The organism is Paenibacillus ihbetae, assembly GCF_002741055.1.
Lineage (GTDB): Bacteria > Bacillota > Bacilli > Paenibacillales > Paenibacillaceae > Paenibacillus_AQ > Paenibacillus_AQ ihbetae.
Genome location: NZ_CP016809.1, coordinates 879,589 through 899,198 on the forward strand (window position 1 = coordinate 879,589; position 19,610 = coordinate 899,198).

21 protein-coding genes and 1 pseudogene are annotated in these 19,610 nt (G+C 53.8%); 1 reads left to right on the forward strand and 21 read right to left on the reverse strand.

The genetic code is table 11. The annotated features are described in order from the left end of the window. Window positions 1-32: 32 nt before the first annotated feature. The 7 genes from BBD41_RS04015 to BBD41_RS04045 all read right to left on the reverse strand — a co-directional run bounded on the left by BBD41_RS04015 (window position 33) and on the right by BBD41_RS04045 (window position 5,133). A complete protein-coding gene (locus tag BBD41_RS04015; RefSeq protein WP_099476796.1) occupies window positions 33-668 on the reverse strand; it encodes a DUF1405 domain-containing protein in 636 nt (211 codons plus the stop codon). Window positions 669-849: 181 nt separating this feature from the next. After that, the gene (locus BBD41_RS04020) at window positions 850-1,734 is read right to left on the reverse strand and encodes a menaquinol-cytochrome c reductase cytochrome b/c subunit (protein WP_007129845.1); all 885 of its coding nucleotides are present in this window, start codon (window positions 1,732-1,734) and stop codon (window positions 850-852) included. Window positions 1,735-1,755: 21 nt separating this feature from the next. Continuing rightward, window positions 1,756-2,427: a menaquinol-cytochrome c reductase cytochrome b subunit gene (qcrB, locus tag BBD41_RS04025; RefSeq protein WP_006209500.1), complete on the reverse strand. Its 672-nt coding sequence runs from the start codon at window positions 2,425-2,427 to the stop codon at window positions 1,756-1,758. A 15-nt stretch (window positions 2,428-2,442) separates the two neighbouring features. Then, on the reverse strand, window positions 2,443-2,988 hold the full coding sequence (locus tag BBD41_RS04030) for a Rieske (2Fe-2S) protein (protein ID WP_007129844.1): 546 nt from the start codon (window positions 2,986-2,988) through the stop codon (window positions 2,443-2,445). Between the two features lie 194 nt (window positions 2,989-3,182). Further along, window positions 3,183-3,599, reverse strand: coding sequence for a DUF2487 family protein (locus BBD41_RS04035; protein WP_077565446.1), 417 nt, complete (start codon window positions 3,597-3,599; stop codon window positions 3,183-3,185). Window positions 3,600-3,704: 105 nt separating this feature from the next. Continuing rightward, a complete protein-coding gene (locus BBD41_RS04040; RefSeq protein WP_007129842.1) occupies window positions 3,705-3,884 on the reverse strand; it encodes an IDEAL domain-containing protein in 180 nt (59 codons plus the stop codon). A gap of 112 nt (window positions 3,885-3,996) precedes the next feature. After that, window positions 3,997-5,133 carry a hypothetical protein gene (locus BBD41_RS04045; protein WP_099476797.1) on the reverse strand — a complete coding sequence of 379 codons (1,137 nt, stop codon included), beginning with the start codon at window positions 5,131-5,133 and terminating at the stop codon, window positions 3,997-3,999. Between the two features lie 306 nt (window positions 5,134-5,439). Here BBD41_RS04045 and BBD41_RS30190 point away from each other — a divergent pair. Next, window positions 5,440-5,586 (forward strand): annotated as a pseudogene (locus tag BBD41_RS30190) (SAM-dependent methyltransferase); the annotation flags it as partial. A gap of 117 nt (window positions 5,587-5,703) precedes the next feature. Here BBD41_RS30190 and BBD41_RS04055 read toward each other — a convergent pair. From BBD41_RS04055 to aroC, 14 genes are all read right to left on the reverse strand, one after another. After that, window positions 5,704-6,324, reverse strand: a complete 621-nt coding sequence (locus BBD41_RS04055; RefSeq protein WP_099476798.1) for a histidine phosphatase family protein — start codon at window positions 6,322-6,324, stop codon at window positions 5,704-5,706. 34 nt (window positions 6,325-6,358) lie between these two features. Beyond that, complete coding sequence (locus BBD41_RS04060) at window positions 6,359-6,961, reverse strand: anti-sigma factor family protein (protein WP_077565443.1); 603 nt, start codon at window positions 6,959-6,961, stop codon at window positions 6,359-6,361. Beyond that, on the reverse strand, window positions 6,958-7,551 hold the full coding sequence (locus BBD41_RS04065; protein ID WP_077565442.1) for an RNA polymerase sigma factor: 594 nt from the start codon (window positions 7,549-7,551) through the stop codon (window positions 6,958-6,960). The genes BBD41_RS04060 and BBD41_RS04065 overlap by 4 nt, the downstream gene beginning before the upstream one ends. A gap of 403 nt (window positions 7,552-7,954) precedes the next feature. Next, window positions 7,955-9,043: a prephenate dehydrogenase gene (locus BBD41_RS04070; RefSeq protein WP_189636099.1), complete on the reverse strand. Its 1,089-nt coding sequence runs from the start codon at window positions 9,041-9,043 to the stop codon at window positions 7,955-7,957. Window positions 9,044-9,126: 83 nt separating this feature from the next. Beyond that, a complete protein-coding gene (hisC, locus tag BBD41_RS04075; protein WP_099476799.1) occupies window positions 9,127-10,224 on the reverse strand; it encodes a histidinol-phosphate transaminase in 1,098 nt (365 codons plus the stop codon). Between the two features lie 54 nt (window positions 10,225-10,278). Beyond that, the gene (trpA, locus tag BBD41_RS04080) at window positions 10,279-11,106 is read right to left on the reverse strand and encodes a tryptophan synthase subunit alpha (protein ID WP_077565439.1); all 828 of its coding nucleotides are present in this window, start codon (window positions 11,104-11,106) and stop codon (window positions 10,279-10,281) included. Further along, window positions 11,103-12,302, reverse strand: coding sequence for a tryptophan synthase subunit beta (gene trpB, locus BBD41_RS04085; RefSeq protein WP_099476800.1), 1,200 nt, complete (start codon window positions 12,300-12,302; stop codon window positions 11,103-11,105). The genes trpA and trpB overlap by 4 nt, the downstream gene beginning before the upstream one ends. Next, a complete protein-coding gene (locus tag BBD41_RS04090; RefSeq protein WP_099476801.1) occupies window positions 12,299-12,973 on the reverse strand; it encodes a phosphoribosylanthranilate isomerase in 675 nt (224 codons plus the stop codon). Before BBD41_RS04090 ends, trpB begins: the two co-directional genes overlap by 4 nt. 15 nt (window positions 12,974-12,988) lie before the next feature. Beyond that, entirely contained in the window at window positions 12,989-13,795 is an 807-nt protein-coding gene (gene trpC / locus BBD41_RS04095; RefSeq protein ID WP_099476802.1) for an indole-3-glycerol phosphate synthase TrpC, read from the reverse strand. Continuing rightward, complete coding sequence (gene trpD / locus BBD41_RS04100; protein ID WP_099476803.1) at window positions 13,785-14,825, reverse strand: anthranilate phosphoribosyltransferase; 1,041 nt, start codon at window positions 14,823-14,825, stop codon at window positions 13,785-13,787. Before trpD ends, trpC begins: the two co-directional genes overlap by 11 nt. A 19-nt stretch (window positions 14,826-14,844) precedes the next feature. Next, on the reverse strand, window positions 14,845-16,398 hold the full coding sequence (gene trpE / locus BBD41_RS04105) for an anthranilate synthase component I (protein WP_099476804.1): 1,554 nt from the start codon (window positions 16,396-16,398) through the stop codon (window positions 14,845-14,847). 364 nt (window positions 16,399-16,762) lie between these two features. Then, a complete protein-coding gene (gene aroH, locus BBD41_RS04110) occupies window positions 16,763-17,149 on the reverse strand; it encodes a chorismate mutase (protein WP_007129828.1) in 387 nt (128 codons plus the stop codon). Further along, on the reverse strand, window positions 17,146-18,246 hold the full coding sequence (gene aroB / locus BBD41_RS04115; protein WP_077565433.1) for a 3-dehydroquinate synthase: 1,101 nt from the start codon (window positions 18,244-18,246) through the stop codon (window positions 17,146-17,148). Before aroB ends, aroH begins: the two co-directional genes overlap by 4 nt. A 1-nt stretch (window position 18,247) precedes the next feature. Next, the gene (aroC, locus tag BBD41_RS04120) at window positions 18,248-19,417 is read right to left on the reverse strand and encodes a chorismate synthase (RefSeq protein ID WP_077565432.1); all 1,170 of its coding nucleotides are present in this window, start codon (window positions 19,415-19,417) and stop codon (window positions 18,248-18,250) included. Window positions 19,418-19,610: the final 193 nt, after the last annotated feature.

Below are 19,610 nucleotides of genomic sequence, written 5' to 3' on the forward strand. Positions count from 1 at the left end.
GTCCATAGAACCCAAAAGGTAATATGAGTCAGTCACATGCTTGATTTAGGTAATGCGTATTTCCTGGACAGCCAGGCGGCCAGACCGCTGAACAGTGTAAGCAGATAGGTGAATAGCTCAACGGCCGACAAATCGTCATACAGCTGACCCGGCAGCCACGGGAAGACACCGAAGGAATAATCCACCGTATCGTTCAGGAATGTCCAAGCGATCGCCCCTGCAAGGGCGGTCCACCGATAATGAAACAGTCTTACGAACAGGAGCGCTTCCACGGCCATCGCCGTGTGGGACACAACCAGCATCCAATCCTGCCACACCAGCACATCCCCTTGGGCTTGTCCGGCAAAGATGATTGCGACGGCCCAGATCCCGTACTTGACCGACGTAACGACCGCCAGCGCCTCGATCCATTGCTGAACCATCGCGCTTAAAGCTGTTCTGGGAGGATAAAGAAGCAGCAGGATCGCAATGCTGAAAAACAAGCTGGCCGTCGGACTGTCGGGCACAAAGATGACCTGCCAATACTGGCCCCGGGTCACCGTGTCGGAAATTTGATGGCCGTACCATATGTATCCATATATCGTGCCCAGCACGTTGCAGATTAGCAGCAGCCACAGGAACGGCCGTTTTCCGATGAATTCCTTGCTCCAATAATATGATAGTGACAAACTCCGTCCCCCTCTAATGTTAACGTTCATTCGATGTTCGCGACTAACGGGTATTATAACCCATCTAACTCTCTTTTTCACCTGTCGCAGTTCGTTTCCGGTTCAACCGGACGGGATCATCAACGATAGCCTTTCAAAGAAAAAACCTGACCGCATGATGCGATCAGGTTCTTGCTTCTTGCTATTCGGCCGCTTCAGCCTTCTGGCTTGCAAGCCATTCGGCCAATTGGTCGAGCTCCTCTTCCGTTACACCGGCATTAAGCGCAGTGTCTTTCATTGGAGGCATCGAGCCTTGACCCTTCTCGATAATGGCAACGATCTCTTCCTTCGTATGGGTATCACCGACACCGCGAAGGGATGGACCGGAAGCTCCCTTCAAGTCAGCTGCATGACACGAGATACAAGTAGCCGTCTTGAACGTCTCCATGGCCGGATTGTCTTTATCGACAATCGCTACCACGCTGTCCTCAGGCTGCTTCGCATTCGACGTCGGCAGCCCTGCAGCATGCTTCTCTTCAGCCTCTTCTTCCCGCTGAATATGCTCAGGCTTCTGACCGGATTCTTTCAGCTCATGCTGATAGTGCGTCCAAGCCGAGTTCGTCAGATAGACGATCGAAATCAACGACAAAATCATGAGCGACGAAGCGATCGGACGCTTATAGAAGCGGCGTTCCTTGCCTGTATCCAGGAATGGCGCGAGCAGCAGTGAGCCGAATGCGATACCGGTCACGCCGATCGTTCCGAGCACCACATAATCGCCGGAAGCGTACGGAAGCTTCAAATACTCATAAAGGAACAAGAAGTACCAGTCAGGCATCGGAATTACGGATGCCCCCGGGTCAGCCGGATAACCGAGCGGAGCCGGCTCCGAGATGGTCAGCACTAGGAAACCGACCAGAACGACAACACCAACCATCCATTCCTTTAACAAGAAGTTAGGAATGAACGCTTCTGATTTGCCAGGGTAAGCGGTGTAATCCGGCGGTACGACCCAGCCGTTGCCCTTGCGTACACGGGAATCACCGACAAAAACAACTTTCTCATCAGATTTATGACCATGTGCCATAAATTTGCGCCTCCCTTCTTCTTATAGTGGTCCGGAAATACCCTGTCTGCGGATCATGATAAAGTGTCCTACCAGTAGGGCCAGGAGCACAGCCGGGAGGAAGAATACATGGATGGCGAAGAAACGTGTGAGCGTTTCGGCGCCGACAATGGTACCGCCCTGCAGCAATTCTTTAATGATCGGACCGAGCCAAGGCACGGAGTTCGCAATTTCGAGTGTAACCTTTGTTGCAAAGTAAGCTTTGTTATCCCATGGCAGCAGATAGCCTGTCAGGCCAAGGCCAAGCATAACAAAGAAAATAAGCATGCCGACTACCCAGTTCATTTCACGAGGCGCCTTGTAAGAGCCTGTGAAGAACACGCGCATCGTATGCAGAAACATCATGACGATAACCAAGCTCGCGCCCCAGTGGTGCATACCGCGGACGATTTGCCCGAAGGCAACCTGGGTCTGCAGGTATTCGACACTGTTGTACGCGTTGATGATATCGGGCACATAATACATCGTCAGGAACATTCCCGACAAAATCTGGATGACTGTGATAAAAAACGTCAAACCGCCGAAACAGTACACAAACGCGGAGAAATGGTGTGCAGGGTTTACGTGCTCAGGGACCTCGTGGTCCGCAACATCTCTCCAAATCGGCGTGATATCGAGACGCTCGTCAATCCAGTTGTAGACATTCTTCAACATCCGAATCTACGCCTCCTATGATACTACGGTATTTGGTACAATTTCGCCGAGGTAAATCCAGCCGTTCTCCACTTTCGTCTCGTACTGGTCAAGCGGCTTCGGCGCGACTGCAAGGTTCTTGCCGTCCGGCGTATAACGGGCACCGTGGCAAGGGCAGTGGTACTCATCCGGGAAATTCTTGTTGCTGTTCCATCCGACAAGGCATCCCAGATGCTTACAAATCGGCGAAAGCGCTATAATCTCACCCTGATCATTCTTGCGAATCCACGCCGTCAACGTAGCCGTACTGTTGTACCAGCCGTCCTGCTGCTGCAGCTCAAAATGGAACTCTTGTGGTTCGTTGGTAATTTTGCTCTCCTCTACGACCTTAACGAAAGCTCCCTCTTCCTTGTTCTGAAGAATTGGATCCACGGCAAAACGGAGCATTGGCAAAACTACCCCAGCAGCCATGTAAGCTGTGGCACCGCCCAACGTGTATGTAAGAAATTGTCTGCGGGACATCTCTTTCCGGCGGGGTGGATTGTGCGATTCTTCATGCTCGTCATTGTGGTTGCTGCTCATTCTGTGTTCAACCCCCTTTGTCAACCGTTCTTAAGTGTCATCAATGATTAAAATCACACGACGTACTAGGACATACTAATAATATATTAGGCACCCAAGACCGTCAAGAATGTGAAGGCCAAAAATGGGTTCGCTTCCAACAGGCCTCTCTTAAATTGTTGGTATTTTGTCACAATTTCATGCACCGTTGTTCACTACCCCTGCCACATTTCACTGATGCCCGCCGAAACGGCTGCGCCAGCCTTGCTTCCATCCGCCTCGATCCTGCGCCGGGACAGCACGAGCGTGCTCTCGGGGACATCCTCCGGGCTAAGATCAACGTCCGCCGTCATAACGACGACATATTTAAAGCCGGCCTTTTTAACATTGTGACATACTTCATTTAAAAGCGTCGTATCTTCAGTCTTTCCATATTGTACGGCAGGATATGTAACGATTCTGCCCTTAAACGGAATTTCAGCCAAATCCATGAAGTCTCGCAGTCTCTCTAGCGCGCCGGTCGCTTCCCATGGAGGCTCCTGGCCGGTCAACCCGGTGAACGGTATTAAACAGGTGTCATAATAAGGCTGCAGCTCCGGCCAAGTCTGCTCGTCCACTTCACTAAATTTCATGTAAACGTTACATCCTTTCTCTCACGCCAAACGCTTTTTTACATCATTATACGAGTGAGAGCCCGGTTTAGGCAAAAAAAAGAAGAAATGCATGGAGGCATTTCTTCAGTTCAAAGTCCTCAGTTCATCCGTCAGGTTTTTGAAAGCCACTTCATCTCCGGATGCCAGCGCTGCGTCAATTTCCTTATACAGTTCTTCACTCCGATGCTTACGCAATGCCTCGTCCCATACCATTTCAGCAGCCAGACCTAACATAACTTCGTAAGTAACCTTCATCTTATCCATTAGGATGCACCTCCAAACCAAATTTTAAATAAGGGATTTGCCTTATGTCTTGCTTTCCTAATTGACCACCAACCACCATATCATTCGTCACCCGGACGGCCATTTGCTGCCTTTATTTCAGCTCTTTCGAATCGTTGATATGGATGCAAGCCTCCGCTGCCTTTATGCCGAGCGCCGTTATCTTGTACGCTGTGCCGTGCGACGCGCTTTCCCCGATTCGCAGCAAGCCCAGATGCATCAGCATCCGAATCAGCCTCTGTTCGAGAATGTTGTTCGGGCTGTCATAATAGAACGGTCGGACGAGCCATCCCAGCGATTCATAGAGCGATGCGGCACTTACCCAATCCCGCGTGCATTGACTGATCCAGTATACAAGCGAGGTCATATTGGGAATTGCGCCTTTATAAAGTCTTAACCAAAAGCGGAATATCTGCATCACGCTAACTTGATTTCCTTCATCGAGGAGCGAGGCTCCGCTGTCGGTAAGCACCAGCCGGCTGCCGTTCTCCCTGACCCATTGCCGGGCATACGCGTAATCGTATAACAAAGCTAAGCGGTCAGGATAGGCAATGCAGGATCGTCCGTATCCGAACCTCCACGCCCCTTTGGCTATGAGCGGTTCATCAATGTGGAGCTTGCCCATAAGCTGCTGTTGGTTCCGCCGATACATAAACCCTTCTTGGTTCAGCTCAATGTCATGGCTGCTGATATACTTGAGCATGAGCAGCAAATCTTCCACGATCAACCCCTGCTCGTCCCGGTAGGCCTCCGGATCGGCCGGCAGCCGCTGCAGCGGTTCGAGAAGGCGTTCACGAAGCACTTCCCTGAAGCGCAGCTTCAGATCGGAAGGAACCTGGAACATATATTTCGTGGAATGGGTGAATCCGTTAAACAGCCAGCCGCTTCTGCGGTAGCGAGCTACGGCTTCGCGAGGGCTTTCGGTTGTTCCCGCTTCGCTCTTCCCCTGCTGATTGTCGCTGTTAATCTCAGCAGCTTGGCGGATCGCCGCCGTCAGCTCTTCCAGAGAGTAGCCGCTCCTGGCGTCAAAGACCAGATGGTTCAGAAAGCGAAGATCGCTTGGGGACAGGCTGCTGATATGCTGCTCTAAGAATTCCCTTCCTCCCAGCTTGCTTAAGATGCTCTGGATCAATTCATGCTTCGAGTTTCTCTTGGCGTCGCATTGATAGTGATTCGCGATGCTGCTGAGCTGACCGATATCGGCATAAGTGAGCATATCCGCTAGATTCATCGTTCATCGCCTCGCCGTTTTACATCCATTATGGGAATGTTTTGATCATTTGATACCTGTTCTCTTACGTTTCATGAAGTTTCTTGTCCCTAGTAAGAGGCGTAATCAATTGATCTGCATGGTGGTTTTATCATCTTTAACGGAATAGCGGCTCCATAAACGTGAAATTGCGTATTTTTTTATACTATCTCTATGCCCTCTTATTCCATGATAGAATATGCGGTATTCTCAGCGAAAAGGAAAATATATGTTAAGCTGCGGGCTACAAAACGTCTGCTGGTGTATGTAACAAAAATCTGACGCTCGCATTATCTTGCAGCGATTCCATGGCAGGTCCCGAATTTTACGGTGGATCGGTATCGGGATGAGCTGCATCACATTCATGAATTGATCCGATCCCGGGGCTATTTTGAGGTAAGGCAGCATCGTTTTATTATGATCGCCTCATTGTAATAGGGTATTGCGGAACTGTTATTCCCTCGGCTGATCTCATTTATATAAAAAAATCGCCCCTGATCGATGATCTGCTGAATCATCGATTAGGGACGTCTTATTTTGAATCGTGGGGAATTATTTCGTCGGCAGCACATTCGATCCTTGGCCTTCCGCCGGTTCCGTCAATAAATGCTTCGTGCAGTTGTACAGGAGCGGCGACCAGTCATCGTCCTTGCGCTCCACGATCGTCAGCGACAGGTTGCCGATACGCTGGCTTAGCTGACCGCGGCAGACGAGCTTATACAGCTGTGCGAGGAAACCGCCATGGCTTACAACAAGGATATTGCTGTTCCGATGCTTGAGCGCCATATCGTCCAAAAAGACAAGTCCTCTGGACATCAGCTCCACATCGGTCTCTTGTCCCAGATCCTGCTGATGCCAGTCGGGACCGAAACGGGCCTCCCGCTCCTCCGCCGTGAGGCCTTCGACCTGCCCGTATCTGCGCTCCCTTACACGGGGATCCGGGTCAGCTACCGGAATGCCGAGCATGGACGCGACGATCTGCGCGGTTTCTTCCGCACGGGACAGGCCGCTGCTGATCGCAAAATCCCAATGATAGGGCTCCTGGCGAAGCCGCTCGCCAAGCAGCCGTGCCTGCCGCCGTCCTTCCTCATTCAGCGGAATATCCGTCTGTCCCTGTATTTTCCCCATCGCATTCCAGTCCGTTAAACCGTGGCGAACCAACCCTATCAGCATGATCTTCCTCCTCATCTATCTTTCATAGCATACGTTACCGTCTGACCCGATTTAGCCGCATCAGGAAATACATGGCCAGCCCCACACTCAGGAGCGACAGCAGCATCCAATACTGCGGCTCGGTAGGACTCATTCCAACCACGAACGGATCGATAATTCCGCTGTTGGTCTTCGGAATGTTGTAATCCTTGCCCGTCAGGCTCTGACCGGTATCTGCGATCCCCGTCGGGATAATCCCGGTTGCAACCGCCTCGGGTGCCGGTTTAGCCGGGCTTTCGATGACTGCAAAATAAATGAAGCTGCAAACGAACAGTGCCAAAAATCCGGCTATCCATAAGGTCAACCGCTTACGAAATACTCGGCTTACTGCCCGGCTCTTCGAGGTTTCCTCCACCAGCCAAGGAAAATCCCGATAAATCCGGTCCATGACGTTGCGGTTGATCCGTTCGCTATCGATTCCCGGAATATCCTCCTCTTCCAGAACATGAACCATGTTCAAACTCTGAAGCCACAATTCGTACTCCGCCGCGCACGCGCTGCAGGTATTTACATGCGCATTCAGCCGCTGTCGCCGCGGATCTTCGTCAGGCAAATCCCAGACACTTTCCATCAGCTCTCGGGCTTCTTGGCAATTCATTTGCTCCCCATCCCTCTCAGCTCTTCCATGACCGGTTCGTAGAAATAAGGCTCGAGCTGAATTTTGACACTGCCTCTGGCTCGAAACAGCAGGGATTTGACGGAGCTGACGCTTTGACCTAATATGTCTGCAATTTCCTGATAGTCCAGCTGATCGTACTCCCGGAGAATCAGCGCTGACCGCTGCTTCTCGGGTAAATTATTGATGGCTTCCCTTACCATATGTACGCGTTCGCTTCGTAAAATCGCCTGTTCGGGTGCGACCTCAATCGGAGCCACGGGAACGACCCCGCTCTCCTCCAGCGGCAGCGTACCGCTGCGATGCTTCCGGAGCTCGCTCAGCACCGTATTCCGCGCGATGGTATACAGCCATGTCGAGAACGATGCATCCACCTCGCGAAACGAATGCAGGCTGCGGAAAGCCTTATAGAATGTCTCGGAGCATAAATCCTCCGCCATCAGCTCCATATTGGAGCTCTTTAACATATGATAGACAAATGCCAATATTTTTCTCTGGTAACGACGCATAAGCTCCGAGTACAGCTCGGTATTGCCCTGCTTGATTTCTTGTATTAACTGGGAATCCGTCATATGATTTTTCGTTCCTCCTTCTCCCACCGGTGCCTCAACTTCCTTGAATGTCCAAGGAAACGATCAATTAGGATCTGTAAAAGTACCGTCAAACCATATATAGTTACGCCTCTTGGTGACTGACTATTCTATGTATTTGGCAATTTCCCCAAATCTTCTACACTAGCACTCTAGCATTATAGCACATATTGGAGAAAGAATCAGTTTTATGCCAGATTCCTTGGCATGTTCAGGAAATTGACAAAAAAAAACCGCCTTCATCTGAAGACGGCCGCACATAGTGCAATATTTTGGATAGGAGTGGAGAGAAACCATACTGTACTTTTATTATATGTATACGTTTTCATTTTGTCAATACAGTAAACGTATTTATTTGCGGTTGTTTTAAAAACAACCGCAACAGCTATTGATAAACGGGATGACCTTTCGATAACAGCAGCTCTTTCGCCCGTTCCTGATCCACTTCGTTCCGGAAGGACAGCCTCATAACGCCCGGCACATCTTCCCGGCTTTCGATGATTTGAATATTGCTCAGGTTGATGCTGTTGGCACCGAGCTCGGTCGCGATGCGGCCGATAATACCCGGGTGGTCAGGCACATCCAGATACAAGTCATACTGGGATACAATCATGCCTTTGCGTCTTTCCGGCAGCACGCTGCGGAACTCGCCCGCTCGGCGGAAAGCCTCTTCTATGGCAGCTCCGTTGCCCTCCTCCAGCATATCCATAAAGCGCTGAATCCCCTCATTCCAATCACGCAGCAGCGGCAGCATGACGTTCCGGTTATTCAGCAGGATATCCCGCCAAACGACCGGGTCGCTCGATGCAATCCGGGTAATATCGCGGAAGCCGCCGGCCGCCAGCGTGCGGTACAGCGCATTATCGTCGTTATAAGCGCTGATCTGGTTCACGAGCGCGACGGCAATGATATGAGGCAGATGACTGATGGCACCCACAATCTCATCATGAAGACGCGGCTCAACCCGTACGATATGCGCCCGGGTATGCGCCAGAAGGCGTGCAAGGGTATCCAGCTTCTCCTCCGGTACGTTATCCGCCGGGGTAAGCACATAATAGGCATTTTCGAACAGCAGCGTCGAAGCCGCCCCGACGCCGGAACGCTCCGAACCGGCCATCGGATGCCCGCCGATAAAGCAGGCATCCTTCAGCTCAAGCTGCGAGGCGCACTCGGCGATGCTTGCTTTCGTGCTTCCCACATCGGTTATGATACAGCCGGGCTTTAATTGAATCTCGTTCAACTGTTTCAGGTAATATTCAAGGCTGCCCACGGGAACGCAAAGGAAAATAACGTCTGCGTCCCGGGCTGCCTCCTCCACCGATAATGTAACATGGTCTACTACGCCTTTGGACCTCACCTGTTCGGCGTAAGCTTCGGTGTGCGCGTAGCCGGTAACGGTGATGCCCGGCTTCCCTTTAAAGCACAAGGCCAGCGATCCGCCGATCAAGCCGACACCAAATATGGATATATGCATGGTCATGTTCTCTCACTCGTTTCAAACTGCGATGTTTAGCTGATTATGGTGATTATGGTTGTTTCAAATCCGTTCCTTGATTGTTATACTACAGGGCTCACTTCGGCGATTACCTGCTCAAGCGCTCCGATAAAAGCATCGTTCTGCTCCTGCGACCCGACCGTTACCCGAATCCAATTCGGATACCGCTCAAATCCAGGGCGGATGATAATGCCTTTGCTGAGAAGAGACTGGAAGACATCCTTTCCGGATCTTCTCACATCGATCATGATGAAGTTGCCGTGTGCCGGGAAATACGACAGCCCGAGACGGTCTAATTCTCCTTGAAGGTACTTGATCCCTTCTTCATTCCGCTTGCGGCATTTGGCCACGAACGCCTGATCTTTCAGCGCTGCCTTGGCTGCTGCCTGCGCTAGACGTCCCGTATTGAACGGCTCCCGTACACGGTTGATTAGGGAGATCACCTCTTCTTGTGCAACCCCATACCCGATCCGCATCGCCGCCAGCCCGTAAATCTTGGAGAAGGTGCGGAGGATGACCAGATTCGGGTAGCGACCCATCAGCGGGATGCTGTTCGGGTACGAAGCATCGGTGACGTATTCGAAGTAAGCTTCATCGAGAACGACCATAATGTGCTCAGGAACGGCGTCCAGGAACTGAACAAGCTCCGCCTCCGAAACGATGGTGCCGGTCGGGTTGTTCGGATTGCATACCCAGATGATTTTGGTTTTATCCGTGATCGCGTCGAGCATGCCTTGGAGGTCGTGTTTTCCATCGACAAGCGGAACCTCGATGCTGACCGCACCTTCAATCTCGGCGTTTGTCTTATATACCGAGAACGTCTGGTCGGCCATGATCGTTTCGTCGCCCGGAACGAGGAATGCCCGGATAATGAGCGCGATGATCTCATCGGAGCCGCAGCCGAAAATAATCTGAGGGCTTGCAACGTTCAAATGCTCCGCCAGCGCAGCTGTCAATTCCGCTGCACTGCCGTCCGGATACAGGCTGAGCGTTTCCAGCTCCGCCGTGATCGCTTCTCTTGCAAGCGGCGAGCAGCCGTATGGATTTTCGTTCGAAGCCAGCTTGATCACGCGATCCAGCCCCAGCTCCTTCTTCACCTCTTCGATCGGTTTTCCCGGCTGGTAGACGGGAAGATCCACGATTTGCGCTTTTGGTTTCATTTGATATTCGCCTCACCTTTCATATCTATCTCTACAACTAATTCTTTAAACACCCTATCGGTCTAGGGCAAGCTTCGCTCCTTTTAATTGTGCCACAAATTGTCCGATTTGCGAAAGCCCTTGTCCGCGAGTCTCCTCGCGCTCCAGCAGCGGAATATTCGATTCGATCGTGCGGACGATGGCGCTGCCGACTACGACGCCGTCACAAATCTTGGAGAATCTGGCCACCTGCTCCCCTGTTGAAATGCCAAAGCCGATCGCGATCGGCACGCGGCTGTATTCCTTCACCGTCTCAAGGAAAGCCTCCACGCCGGAATAGAAATCCGTGCGCTCACCCGTTACTCCGAGCGAAGACACGCAATAAACGAATCCGGTTGCCTCCGAAAGGATGGTAGCGATCCGCTCATGGGAGGTCGGTGCCACTAACGGAATGAGGTGAACGCCAGCCGCTGCTGCACGGGTACGGATCTCCGCCGATTCCTCCACGGGCAGATCCGGTATGATCAGGCCGCTGATATCGTGCTTCAGCACTTCCTCAAAGAAGGTGTCCAGGCCCATCTGCAGCACCGGGTTATAATAAGTGAACAGGATGAAAGGTAATTGGCTGCCGCGTTCCCGAGCCTTTAGTGCGATGTCCATGCAGGTGCGGATCGTGACTTTGTTCTTGAGCGCCCGCTCGGAAGCCCGCTGGATCACCGGTCCGTCGGCCAGCGGATCCGAATACGGCACGCCCAGCTCAATGATGTCGGCGCCGGAGCTTTCGAGCTCGGCGATGATGTCCAGGGTCGTCTCCGGGTCGGGATCGCCAACGGTCAAATACGGGATGAGCGCCGTTTTGTTATGCAATTTTAATGTTTCAAACGTCTGATCGATCCGGTTCATAGCGTCTTCCCTCCCGTATATGCCATAATGGACTCTACGTCCTTGTCGCCGCGACCTGACAAGTTGATGACGATCAGGTCCTCCTCGGTCCATTGCGGGGCCATCTTCACGGCTTGAGCCAGGGCATGCGCGGACTCCAGCGCCGGAATGATCCCTTCGGTCCGGCACAGCAGCTGCAGCGCTTCAAGCGCCTCCGCGTCCGTGATCGGCTCGTATTGGACCCGCTCGATATCCTTCAAATACGAATGCTCTGGGCCGACGCCCGGGTAATCCAAGCCGGCCGAGATGGAATGGGCCTCCTGAACCTGGCCGTACTCATCCTGAAGCAGATAGCTCATCGAGCCCTGGAATACGCCCTGGGTTCCCTTAGTCATCGTAGCGGCATGGAACTCGGTCTCAACGCCCTTGCCGGCCGCCTCAACGCCGATCAGGCGCACCTCGCTATCCTCCAGAAACGGATAGAACATGCCGATTGCATTGCTGCCGCCGCCCACCGGTGCCAATATCATGCTCGGAAGCCGGCCTTCGCTCTCCAGAATCTGTCTGCGCGTCTCGTCTCCGATGATTCGCTGGAAATTGCGAACCATCATCGGATACGGATGCGGTCCCACAGCCGATCCGAGCACATAGAACGTGTCCTCCACGTTGCTGACCCAGTATCGGAGCGCTTCGTTGCCGGCATCCTTCAGCGTGCGGCTGCCGGACGTTATCGGTATAACCTCGGCTCCGAGCATCTTCATGCGGAACACGTTAAGCTGCTGCCGCTTCGTGTCTTCTTCGCCCATAAATACTTTGCATTCCAGTCCAAGCAGCGCAGCCACGGTGGCCGTCGCCACTCCATGCTGGCCGGCCCCAGTCTCGGCAATGACCTTGGTCTTGCCCATCCGTTTGGCAAGTACGCCTTGGGCAATGGCATTATTAATTTTATGGGCGCCCGTATGGTTCAGGTCCTCCCGCTTCAAATAGATCTTGGCCTTGCCAAGATGACGGCTGAACCGCTCGGCGTAATACAGCGGAGTCTCCCTGCCGGAATACTGCTTCAGCAGATAGGCGATCTCCTCCTTGAATTCAGCATCTTCCGCATAGCGGTTATACTCCTGTTCCAGCTCGATCAAGGCGTTCATCAGCGTTTCCGGTACGAACCGTCCGCCGAACACCCCGAAACGTCCATTGACGTCAGGCAGCTCTGTTCTCATATCCCCTTCACCCTTTCCACGAATGCTTGCACCTTCTGTATGTCCTTCACGCCCGGCTCGCGCTCGACACCGCTGGATACATCCACGCCATCGGGAGCGTACCGGCTAATTAATTGCGATACATTATCCGCATCGAGCCCTCCGGCCACGAAGAGCGGAATTCCATGCTGCTTGGCCCAGTCTTGGTAAGGCGGAATGAGGTCCCAGGCGAATGTCTTGCCTGATCCCCCGCCATACTCCGGATCGAAGGTATCGACGAGCAGTCCGTCGATGCAGCCTGCATACGAGTCGAGCGCAGCCATTCGTGCTTCATCGCTCTTCTCCCCGCCGATCGACACCACTTTAAAAACGGAAACCGGGAAGCGCTCTTTCACTTCCCGGCAAAACTGCGGCGTTTCCTGACCGTGCAGTTGTACGATGTCGAGCGGGGCATGCGAAAGCAGCTCCTCAAGCTCGCTCCAATCAGGATTAACCAACACGCCGACGGCGGCGGGCGCCTGTCCTGAGCTCCACTTCTTCAATATGCCGATCAGCTCCCCGGCTTGCTCGGGCGTCACCTTCCGCCGGCTCTTGGCAAATACAAATCCGATATAATCCACAGGTAAGTTTATCATAGATTTTAGCACTTCAACGCTTTGAAGTCCACATATTTTTACTGCCGTCTCGCTCATCAAGCCGCTCCCCTTTTATTCCGAGTCAGTGGCAACCGGGACCGGTCCCATCAAATCATTCACGGCACGGAAAACATCCGGCTGTCGCATGAAATGTTCTCCAACCAGTACGCCATGCGCCCCAACATAATGCAAATACGAGATATCGGCCGGCCGCGATATGCCGCTCTCGCTGATAAGCGTCACTCCTTCAGGCACATCGCCTGCCAGATCGGCTGTCGTCTCGAGCGAGGTTTCGAATGTGCGCAAATTCCGGTTGTTGATGCCGATCAAAGACGGATTGAGCTTAAGCACCGTACGAAGCTCCTCACTGTCATGCACCTCAACCAGGCAGTCCAGCCCGATGGAAGAGGCCAGGTCCATAAATTCCGCCATACGCTCCTCCGTAAGAATTGCGGCAATGAGCAGAATAGCGTCCGCGCCAAGCAAGCGCGCTTCATAAATTTGCGTCTCGTCGATAATGAAATCCTTGCGGAGCAGGGGCAAACGGACAGCCTCGCGAACGGCCTTTAAATAATCTCCGCTGCCCTGAAAGTACTCCCGGTCCGTCAGGACGGAAAGGCAATCGGCATCTGCGGCCTCGTAGGCCTTCGCGATCATGACCGGATCAAAATCCGGCCGTATCAATCCTTTGGACGGCGAAGCCTTCTTCACTTCGGCGATCAAGCCCATGCTGCGTTTGCGCCCTTCCGCAAGCGTTCGTGCAAATCCGATAGTCGGCGGCAATTCCTTAATCCGGCTTTCCGCTTCCGCAGCGGAGAACGTTTCGCGCAGCTTCGCGACCTCCTGCTTCTTCGTGGCTACGATTCGATCAAGATACATAGCTTAATTCCCCCGTCCGTATAATAAGCTGCTCCAGTTTCGCCTGGGCAAGCCCTGAATCAATAGCATGCGCAGCCTGCTGCACGCCTTCCTTAAGACTGTCCGCGAGTCCGGCTACGTAGATGCAGGCTCCGGCATTCGCCAGCACGATATCCCGGTATGCGCTTTTCTCCCCGCGGAGCACCGAGCCGATAATCGCGGCATTTTCCTGGGCGTCACCGCCGAGGATCGCCTCCATCGGATGAACCTGCAGGCCAAGGTCGGCAGGATGAATGTCATAGGTGCGCACTTCCCCGCCCCGAAGCTCGGATACTCGGGTCGGAGCGGATACGCTGATTTCATCCAACCCCTCATGGCTTGTGACGACCATGGCTCTCTTCAGTCCGAGCTCTTTCAGCACATGGGCGATCGTTTCCGTCTTGCTCATGTCATATATCCCGAGCATCTGCCGGTCCGCCCCGGCCGGATTCGTCAGCGGTCCCAGCATATTGAACACCGTCCTTACCCCCAGCTCCTTCCGCGGCGCGGCCGCATGCTTCATCGACGGATGATAGATCTGGGCGAACAGGAAGCAGATGCCGATTTCGTCAAGACATGCCTTGGCCTGCTCCGGCGTCAGGTGAATGTTAACTCCTAGCGCTTCCAGCACATCCGCGCTCCCGGCGCGCCCCGAAGCGGAGCGGTTGCCGTGCTTAGCCACCCGGACCGATACCGAGGAGGATATGATGGCCGATACCGTTGAAATGTTGAATTTATGAATGCCCGACCCGCCGGTTCCGCAGGTGTCCAGCAGCCGGTTGCGCTCCGTGACAACTCTCCCGCCGGCTCCTCTCATCGCCTCGGCAAAGCCAGTGATTTCATCGACAGTCTCCCCTTTGATCCTCAGGGCGGTCAGCAGGCCTCCGATCTGAGAAGGAGTGGCCTGCCCGTCCATAATGGACTGCATCACTCCGCGCGCTTCTTCACGGCTCAGGTCCTGGCCTTCAATCAGCTTGGAAAGGCTGGATTGTACCGGTTCCATAATGTTCATCTCGTTCTCCTCCTCTAGGTTAAGGTGTGTATTGATACAGGTAATCCTGATTAATGAAATCCTCAGCGCCGCTGTTAGCAGGGAACATCGCTTCCGCTACCCGGATCGCTTTCAGCATGCCTTTGGCTTTATTGACCGTCTCCTCATACTCCTTCTCGGGTACGGAATCCCAGACGATGCCGGCGCCGGCCTGAACATATGCTTTTCCCCCGCGGAAAATAATCGTCCGGATGGTGATGCAGGAATCCATGTTGCCGCCAAAGCCGAGATATCCGATCGCTCCGGCATAAACGCCTCGGGCTTCCCGCTCCAGCTCCGCAATGATCTCCATCGCTCTGAGCTTCGGCGCGCCTGACACGGTTCCGGCCGGAAGGCAGGAAAGGAATGCATCGAAGAAGTCCTTATTCTCGCTGAGGCGTCCGGAAACCCCGGATACCATATGCATCACATGCGAGTATTTTTCAATCTCCATAAAGGTGTCGCATTTCACCGAGCCGAACTCCGATACGCGTCCGAGGTCGTTACGCCCCAGATCCACCAGCATCAGATGCTCCGCCCGCTCCTTCTCGTCTTGCAGCAGCTCCTCCGCCAGCAGCTGATCCTCGGCTTCGTCGATGCCTCTTGGCCGGGTTCCTGCAATCGGTCTCGTCTCTACGCGACGTCCATCAACCTTGACCAGCGCTTCCGGCGACGTCCCCACGATGATGTCGTCGTCCAATTTGAGGTAATACATATACGGCGAAGGATTCAGCGTGCGAAGCACGCGATAGACATGAAGCGGCGTTACGTCCGTCTCAATATGAAACCGCTGGGAGAGCACGACCTGAAAAATATCGCCAGCCCGAATATACTCCTTCGCCTGCTCTACGTTGGCCATATATTTCTCTTTGGTCATGTTCGATTGAATATCTCCGAGCTCGACATCTGCCGGAATGCTTCTGGAATTCACATTCTCCCTCGGCCCGTCTTCCTGCAGCTGCTCCGCCGCCGCCTCGAGCCTGCGGCGTACATGGTCATACTTCTGACGAATGTCCTCGTCCGTATCCCCGTGCTCGACGTGCACGTTGCCGATAAGCATGATTTGCTGCTTCACGTGGTCGAACACGATGACCTGGTCACAGAACATGAACCGGATATCATCCATGCCCAAATCGTCGAGCGCATGCGCAGGCAGCTTCTCGTAATACTGCAGCAGATCGTATCCGAAAAATCCGATCGCCCCGCCTGTAAAGGGAGGCATATCCTTGAGCTGCGGGCTGCGGTATTTTCGCAAGAGCGCCTTAAGCTCTTCTACCGGCTTTCCCTTCAGCACGGAACGCTCGCCGTTCATTTCGATTTCGATGCCGCCTTTTTTGCCGCGAATCATCAAGAAGGGATCTGTTCCGATGAACGAATAGCGCGCCCATTGCACGCCGCCCTCTACGCTTTCAAGTAAAAATGCCCGCTTCCGCTCCGCATACCGCTGAAATAAGCGAATCGGCGTTTCCATGTCGGCCAGCAATCGGATCGCTACCGGAATCAGATTATATTCGCCTGCCATTGCCACCACTTTCTCCATCGATGGATGTGCCATGCCAAACCCTCCTTCATGATTGTCAAATACAAAAAAACCTCTACCGAAGTAGAGGTTTGGTTCGTTCTGCATATGAGAATTGTTATTAAGAGCACGGTACAGAAATCCCCGAAGGCTTCACCAAATCCAATGCCGTGCTGTTCGTATACCTGACGCGACATAAAATGCGGCATCTGCCGGCATTCCTTCCGCCAAGTTAGAATAGCCCAATCATGATCAATGAACCACGGATTCCTAATCCCGATATGAAATTGCCTAAAATGCTAACTCTGCTCTTCTCAACTCAACTCATCTGTGAAACCTAAACTCTACTCAGCTATATTCTGATACCACTATACAGGATGATGGCGGTAATCCGCAACCCTTAATTTTGCTTGTCGGCCCCCGCGCCGGACAAATCCGGGCGAAGCCGCTTCGCTTCGTTCAAATACACATGCTTGATCTCGCTCTGGCTCTTGTCGGTATTGACCTGCACCATGAAGCGGATACAGCGCGGAAGACTGCCCTTCACCGGTATTTCGACGGAGCACATCAAAGGCACGAGGTCCCAGCCCTCCAGCTGGCGGATGGCACGAGCAGGGAAGGCCGCGTCCAAATCCTGCGTCATCGTAATCCAGATGTTGCTTATATATTCCGGCTGAAGGTCGTTGCGCCTAACGATCTCTTCCAACAGGCGAAGCGTCTCCTGCAAAATCTCCTGCTCTTCATTGCGGGTCACCGTTGTGGCTCCCCGGATTCCCCGATTCATCATGTATTAACCTCTCCCTTCAGCTGTTCAACGACCGTTCGAACAGCATCGACCGGTACATCCTTGACGATGCTGACTGACCCGATGGCCTCGGGGACGATAAACACCATCCGGCCTTCGGCGAATTTCTTGTCATGCTGCATCGCGTCCATAATGTCCTCGACCATGATATCGGCAGGAAGCGTCACCGGGAGATTCAATGCCTGCAGCATGCCGACCGTCTCGGCATACAGGCTCTGGTCTCTTCCCAGCATGCCTGCCAGCATAGCCGAGCCGGCCATTCCGATCGCAATCGCTTCCCCGTGAAGGAAACGTCCGTAACCACCGACAGCTTCGATCGCATGGCCGATCGTGTGGCCCAAATTAAGAATGGCGCGAAGACCGCCTTCCCGCTCGTCCTTGGAGACGACATCGGCTTTAATGGCACAGCCCCGCTCCAGGCCGTAGATCAACGTCTCCGGAACGAGCCCGAGCAGCTCCTCGGCATGATCCCGGCACCAATACGCGAAATCACGATCCAAAATGAGCCCGTGCTTCACCATTTCGGCGAGTCCGGACGAGACCTCGCGCGGCGGGAGAGACTTCAGCGTATCCACGTCATAGAGCACCATCGCCGGCTGGTGGAAGGCGCCGATCATGTTTTTGGCAAGCGGGTGGTTGACCGCAACCTTGCCGCCCACGCTGCTGTCATGGGCGAGAATGGTCGTCGGGATCTGGACGAACGTGACCCCGCGCATATAAGTAGCCGCGACGAAGCCGGCGAGGTCGCCGACGACGCCTCCTCCGAGGGCAAACACCGCCGAGCTGCGGTCCAGCTTGCCGCGGATCGCGGTTGTCATAACCTCCTCGTACACTTGCAGCGATTTGGAGGATTCCCCGGACGGTACGGTATGCGTAACAACCGAGTAGCCTTCCGCTGTCAACGCTTGCTCAACCTGGGCCAAGTAATAAGGCGCTACCTTGTCATCCGTTACGATCAGCTGGGGGCTCTTGACGCTAATGCCGTGCTTTCGGCTCAGTTCCCCGATCGAATCCATTATCCCTGAGCCGATATAGATGGGGTATGAGCGCTCTCCCAATTCAACTCGCAGCGTCCTCATCTTAGTAGCTCTCCAGCTGCTTCAGGTAGTTTTGGTAATTCGCATGGATCTCCTCCATCGAATCGCCGCCGAATTTCTCCAGGAACGCTTTGGCTACCTCCCATGTGACGACATGCTCCATGACGACGCTGGCCGCAGGGACCGCACATGCATCCGAGCGTTCCACCTGGGCGGTAAAAGGCTCCTTCGTATCGATATCCACGCTTTGAAGCGGCTTATACAGCGTTGGGATCGGCTTCATGACGCCGCGGACAACGATCGGCATGCCGTTGGTCATCCCGCCCTCGAAGCCGCCCAAGCGATTGGTCGCGCGGTAGTAGCCGCGTTCCTCGCTGTACATGATCTCGTCATGCACCTGGGAGCCGCGAAGCTCTCCGGCTTCAAATCCGATGCCGACCTCGACGCCCTTAAAGGCATTGATCGACATCACGCCCTGGGCGATGCGGCCGTCAAGCTTGCGGTCATACTGCACATGGCTGCCAAGGCCGACCGGCAATCCCTCGATAATGCACTCGACGACGCCGCCGATGGAATCGCCCTCCTGCTTGATTTGGTCAATATAGGCTTCCATCTTCTTCTCCGTCTCAGCATCAACGACCCGGACCGAGGAGGCCTCCGTGCGCTCGATCAGCTCGTCAATCGGGAGATTGTGCGGAGGCGCCTCAATCTCGCCGATCCGGATGACCTGTCCCGCCACCTTCACGCCGAACTGCTCCAGAAACTGTCTGGCGATGGCGCCGACGGCTACCCGTACGGTCGTCTCCCGCGCGCTGGAGCGCTCCAGCACGTTGCGCAGATCCTTCAGGTTATATTTCAACCCGCCGTTCAGATCCGCATGGCCGGGTCTTGGGCGGTGCACACGCCGCTTCGCTTCGTCATTGCCTTCGATCGGCTCCACATTCATGATGTTTCTCCAGTGCGTCCAGTCCTTGTTCTCCACGACAAGCGCAACCGGCGCGCCGGTCGTATATCCGTGGCGCACTCCCCCGAGAATCTGGGCCGTATCCTTCTCGATCTGCATGCGCCGTCCGCGGCCGTATCCCTTCTGGCGCCGGTGCAGCTGAAAATTCAGCGCATCGAAATCGATCTTCATATTGCTCGGAAGCCCTTCGATAATCGTAGTCAGCTGAGGCCCGTGCGTTTCTCCCGCCGTTAGAAAACGTAAACTCATGATGCTTTTCCCCCTTTAAACTTTTAAGCGTTAAAACGCTAAAATCCGTAAATATCTTCTGATCATTATAGTATAGCTAATACGCTTTGACAAGAATCCCTCTATACAGCAAAAGCGCCTCTCATCCCCGGATGGAAAAGCGCTTCGCCTTTATGGTCAGCCTGCTCGCGCACCGCGATTGCCAACCATGATT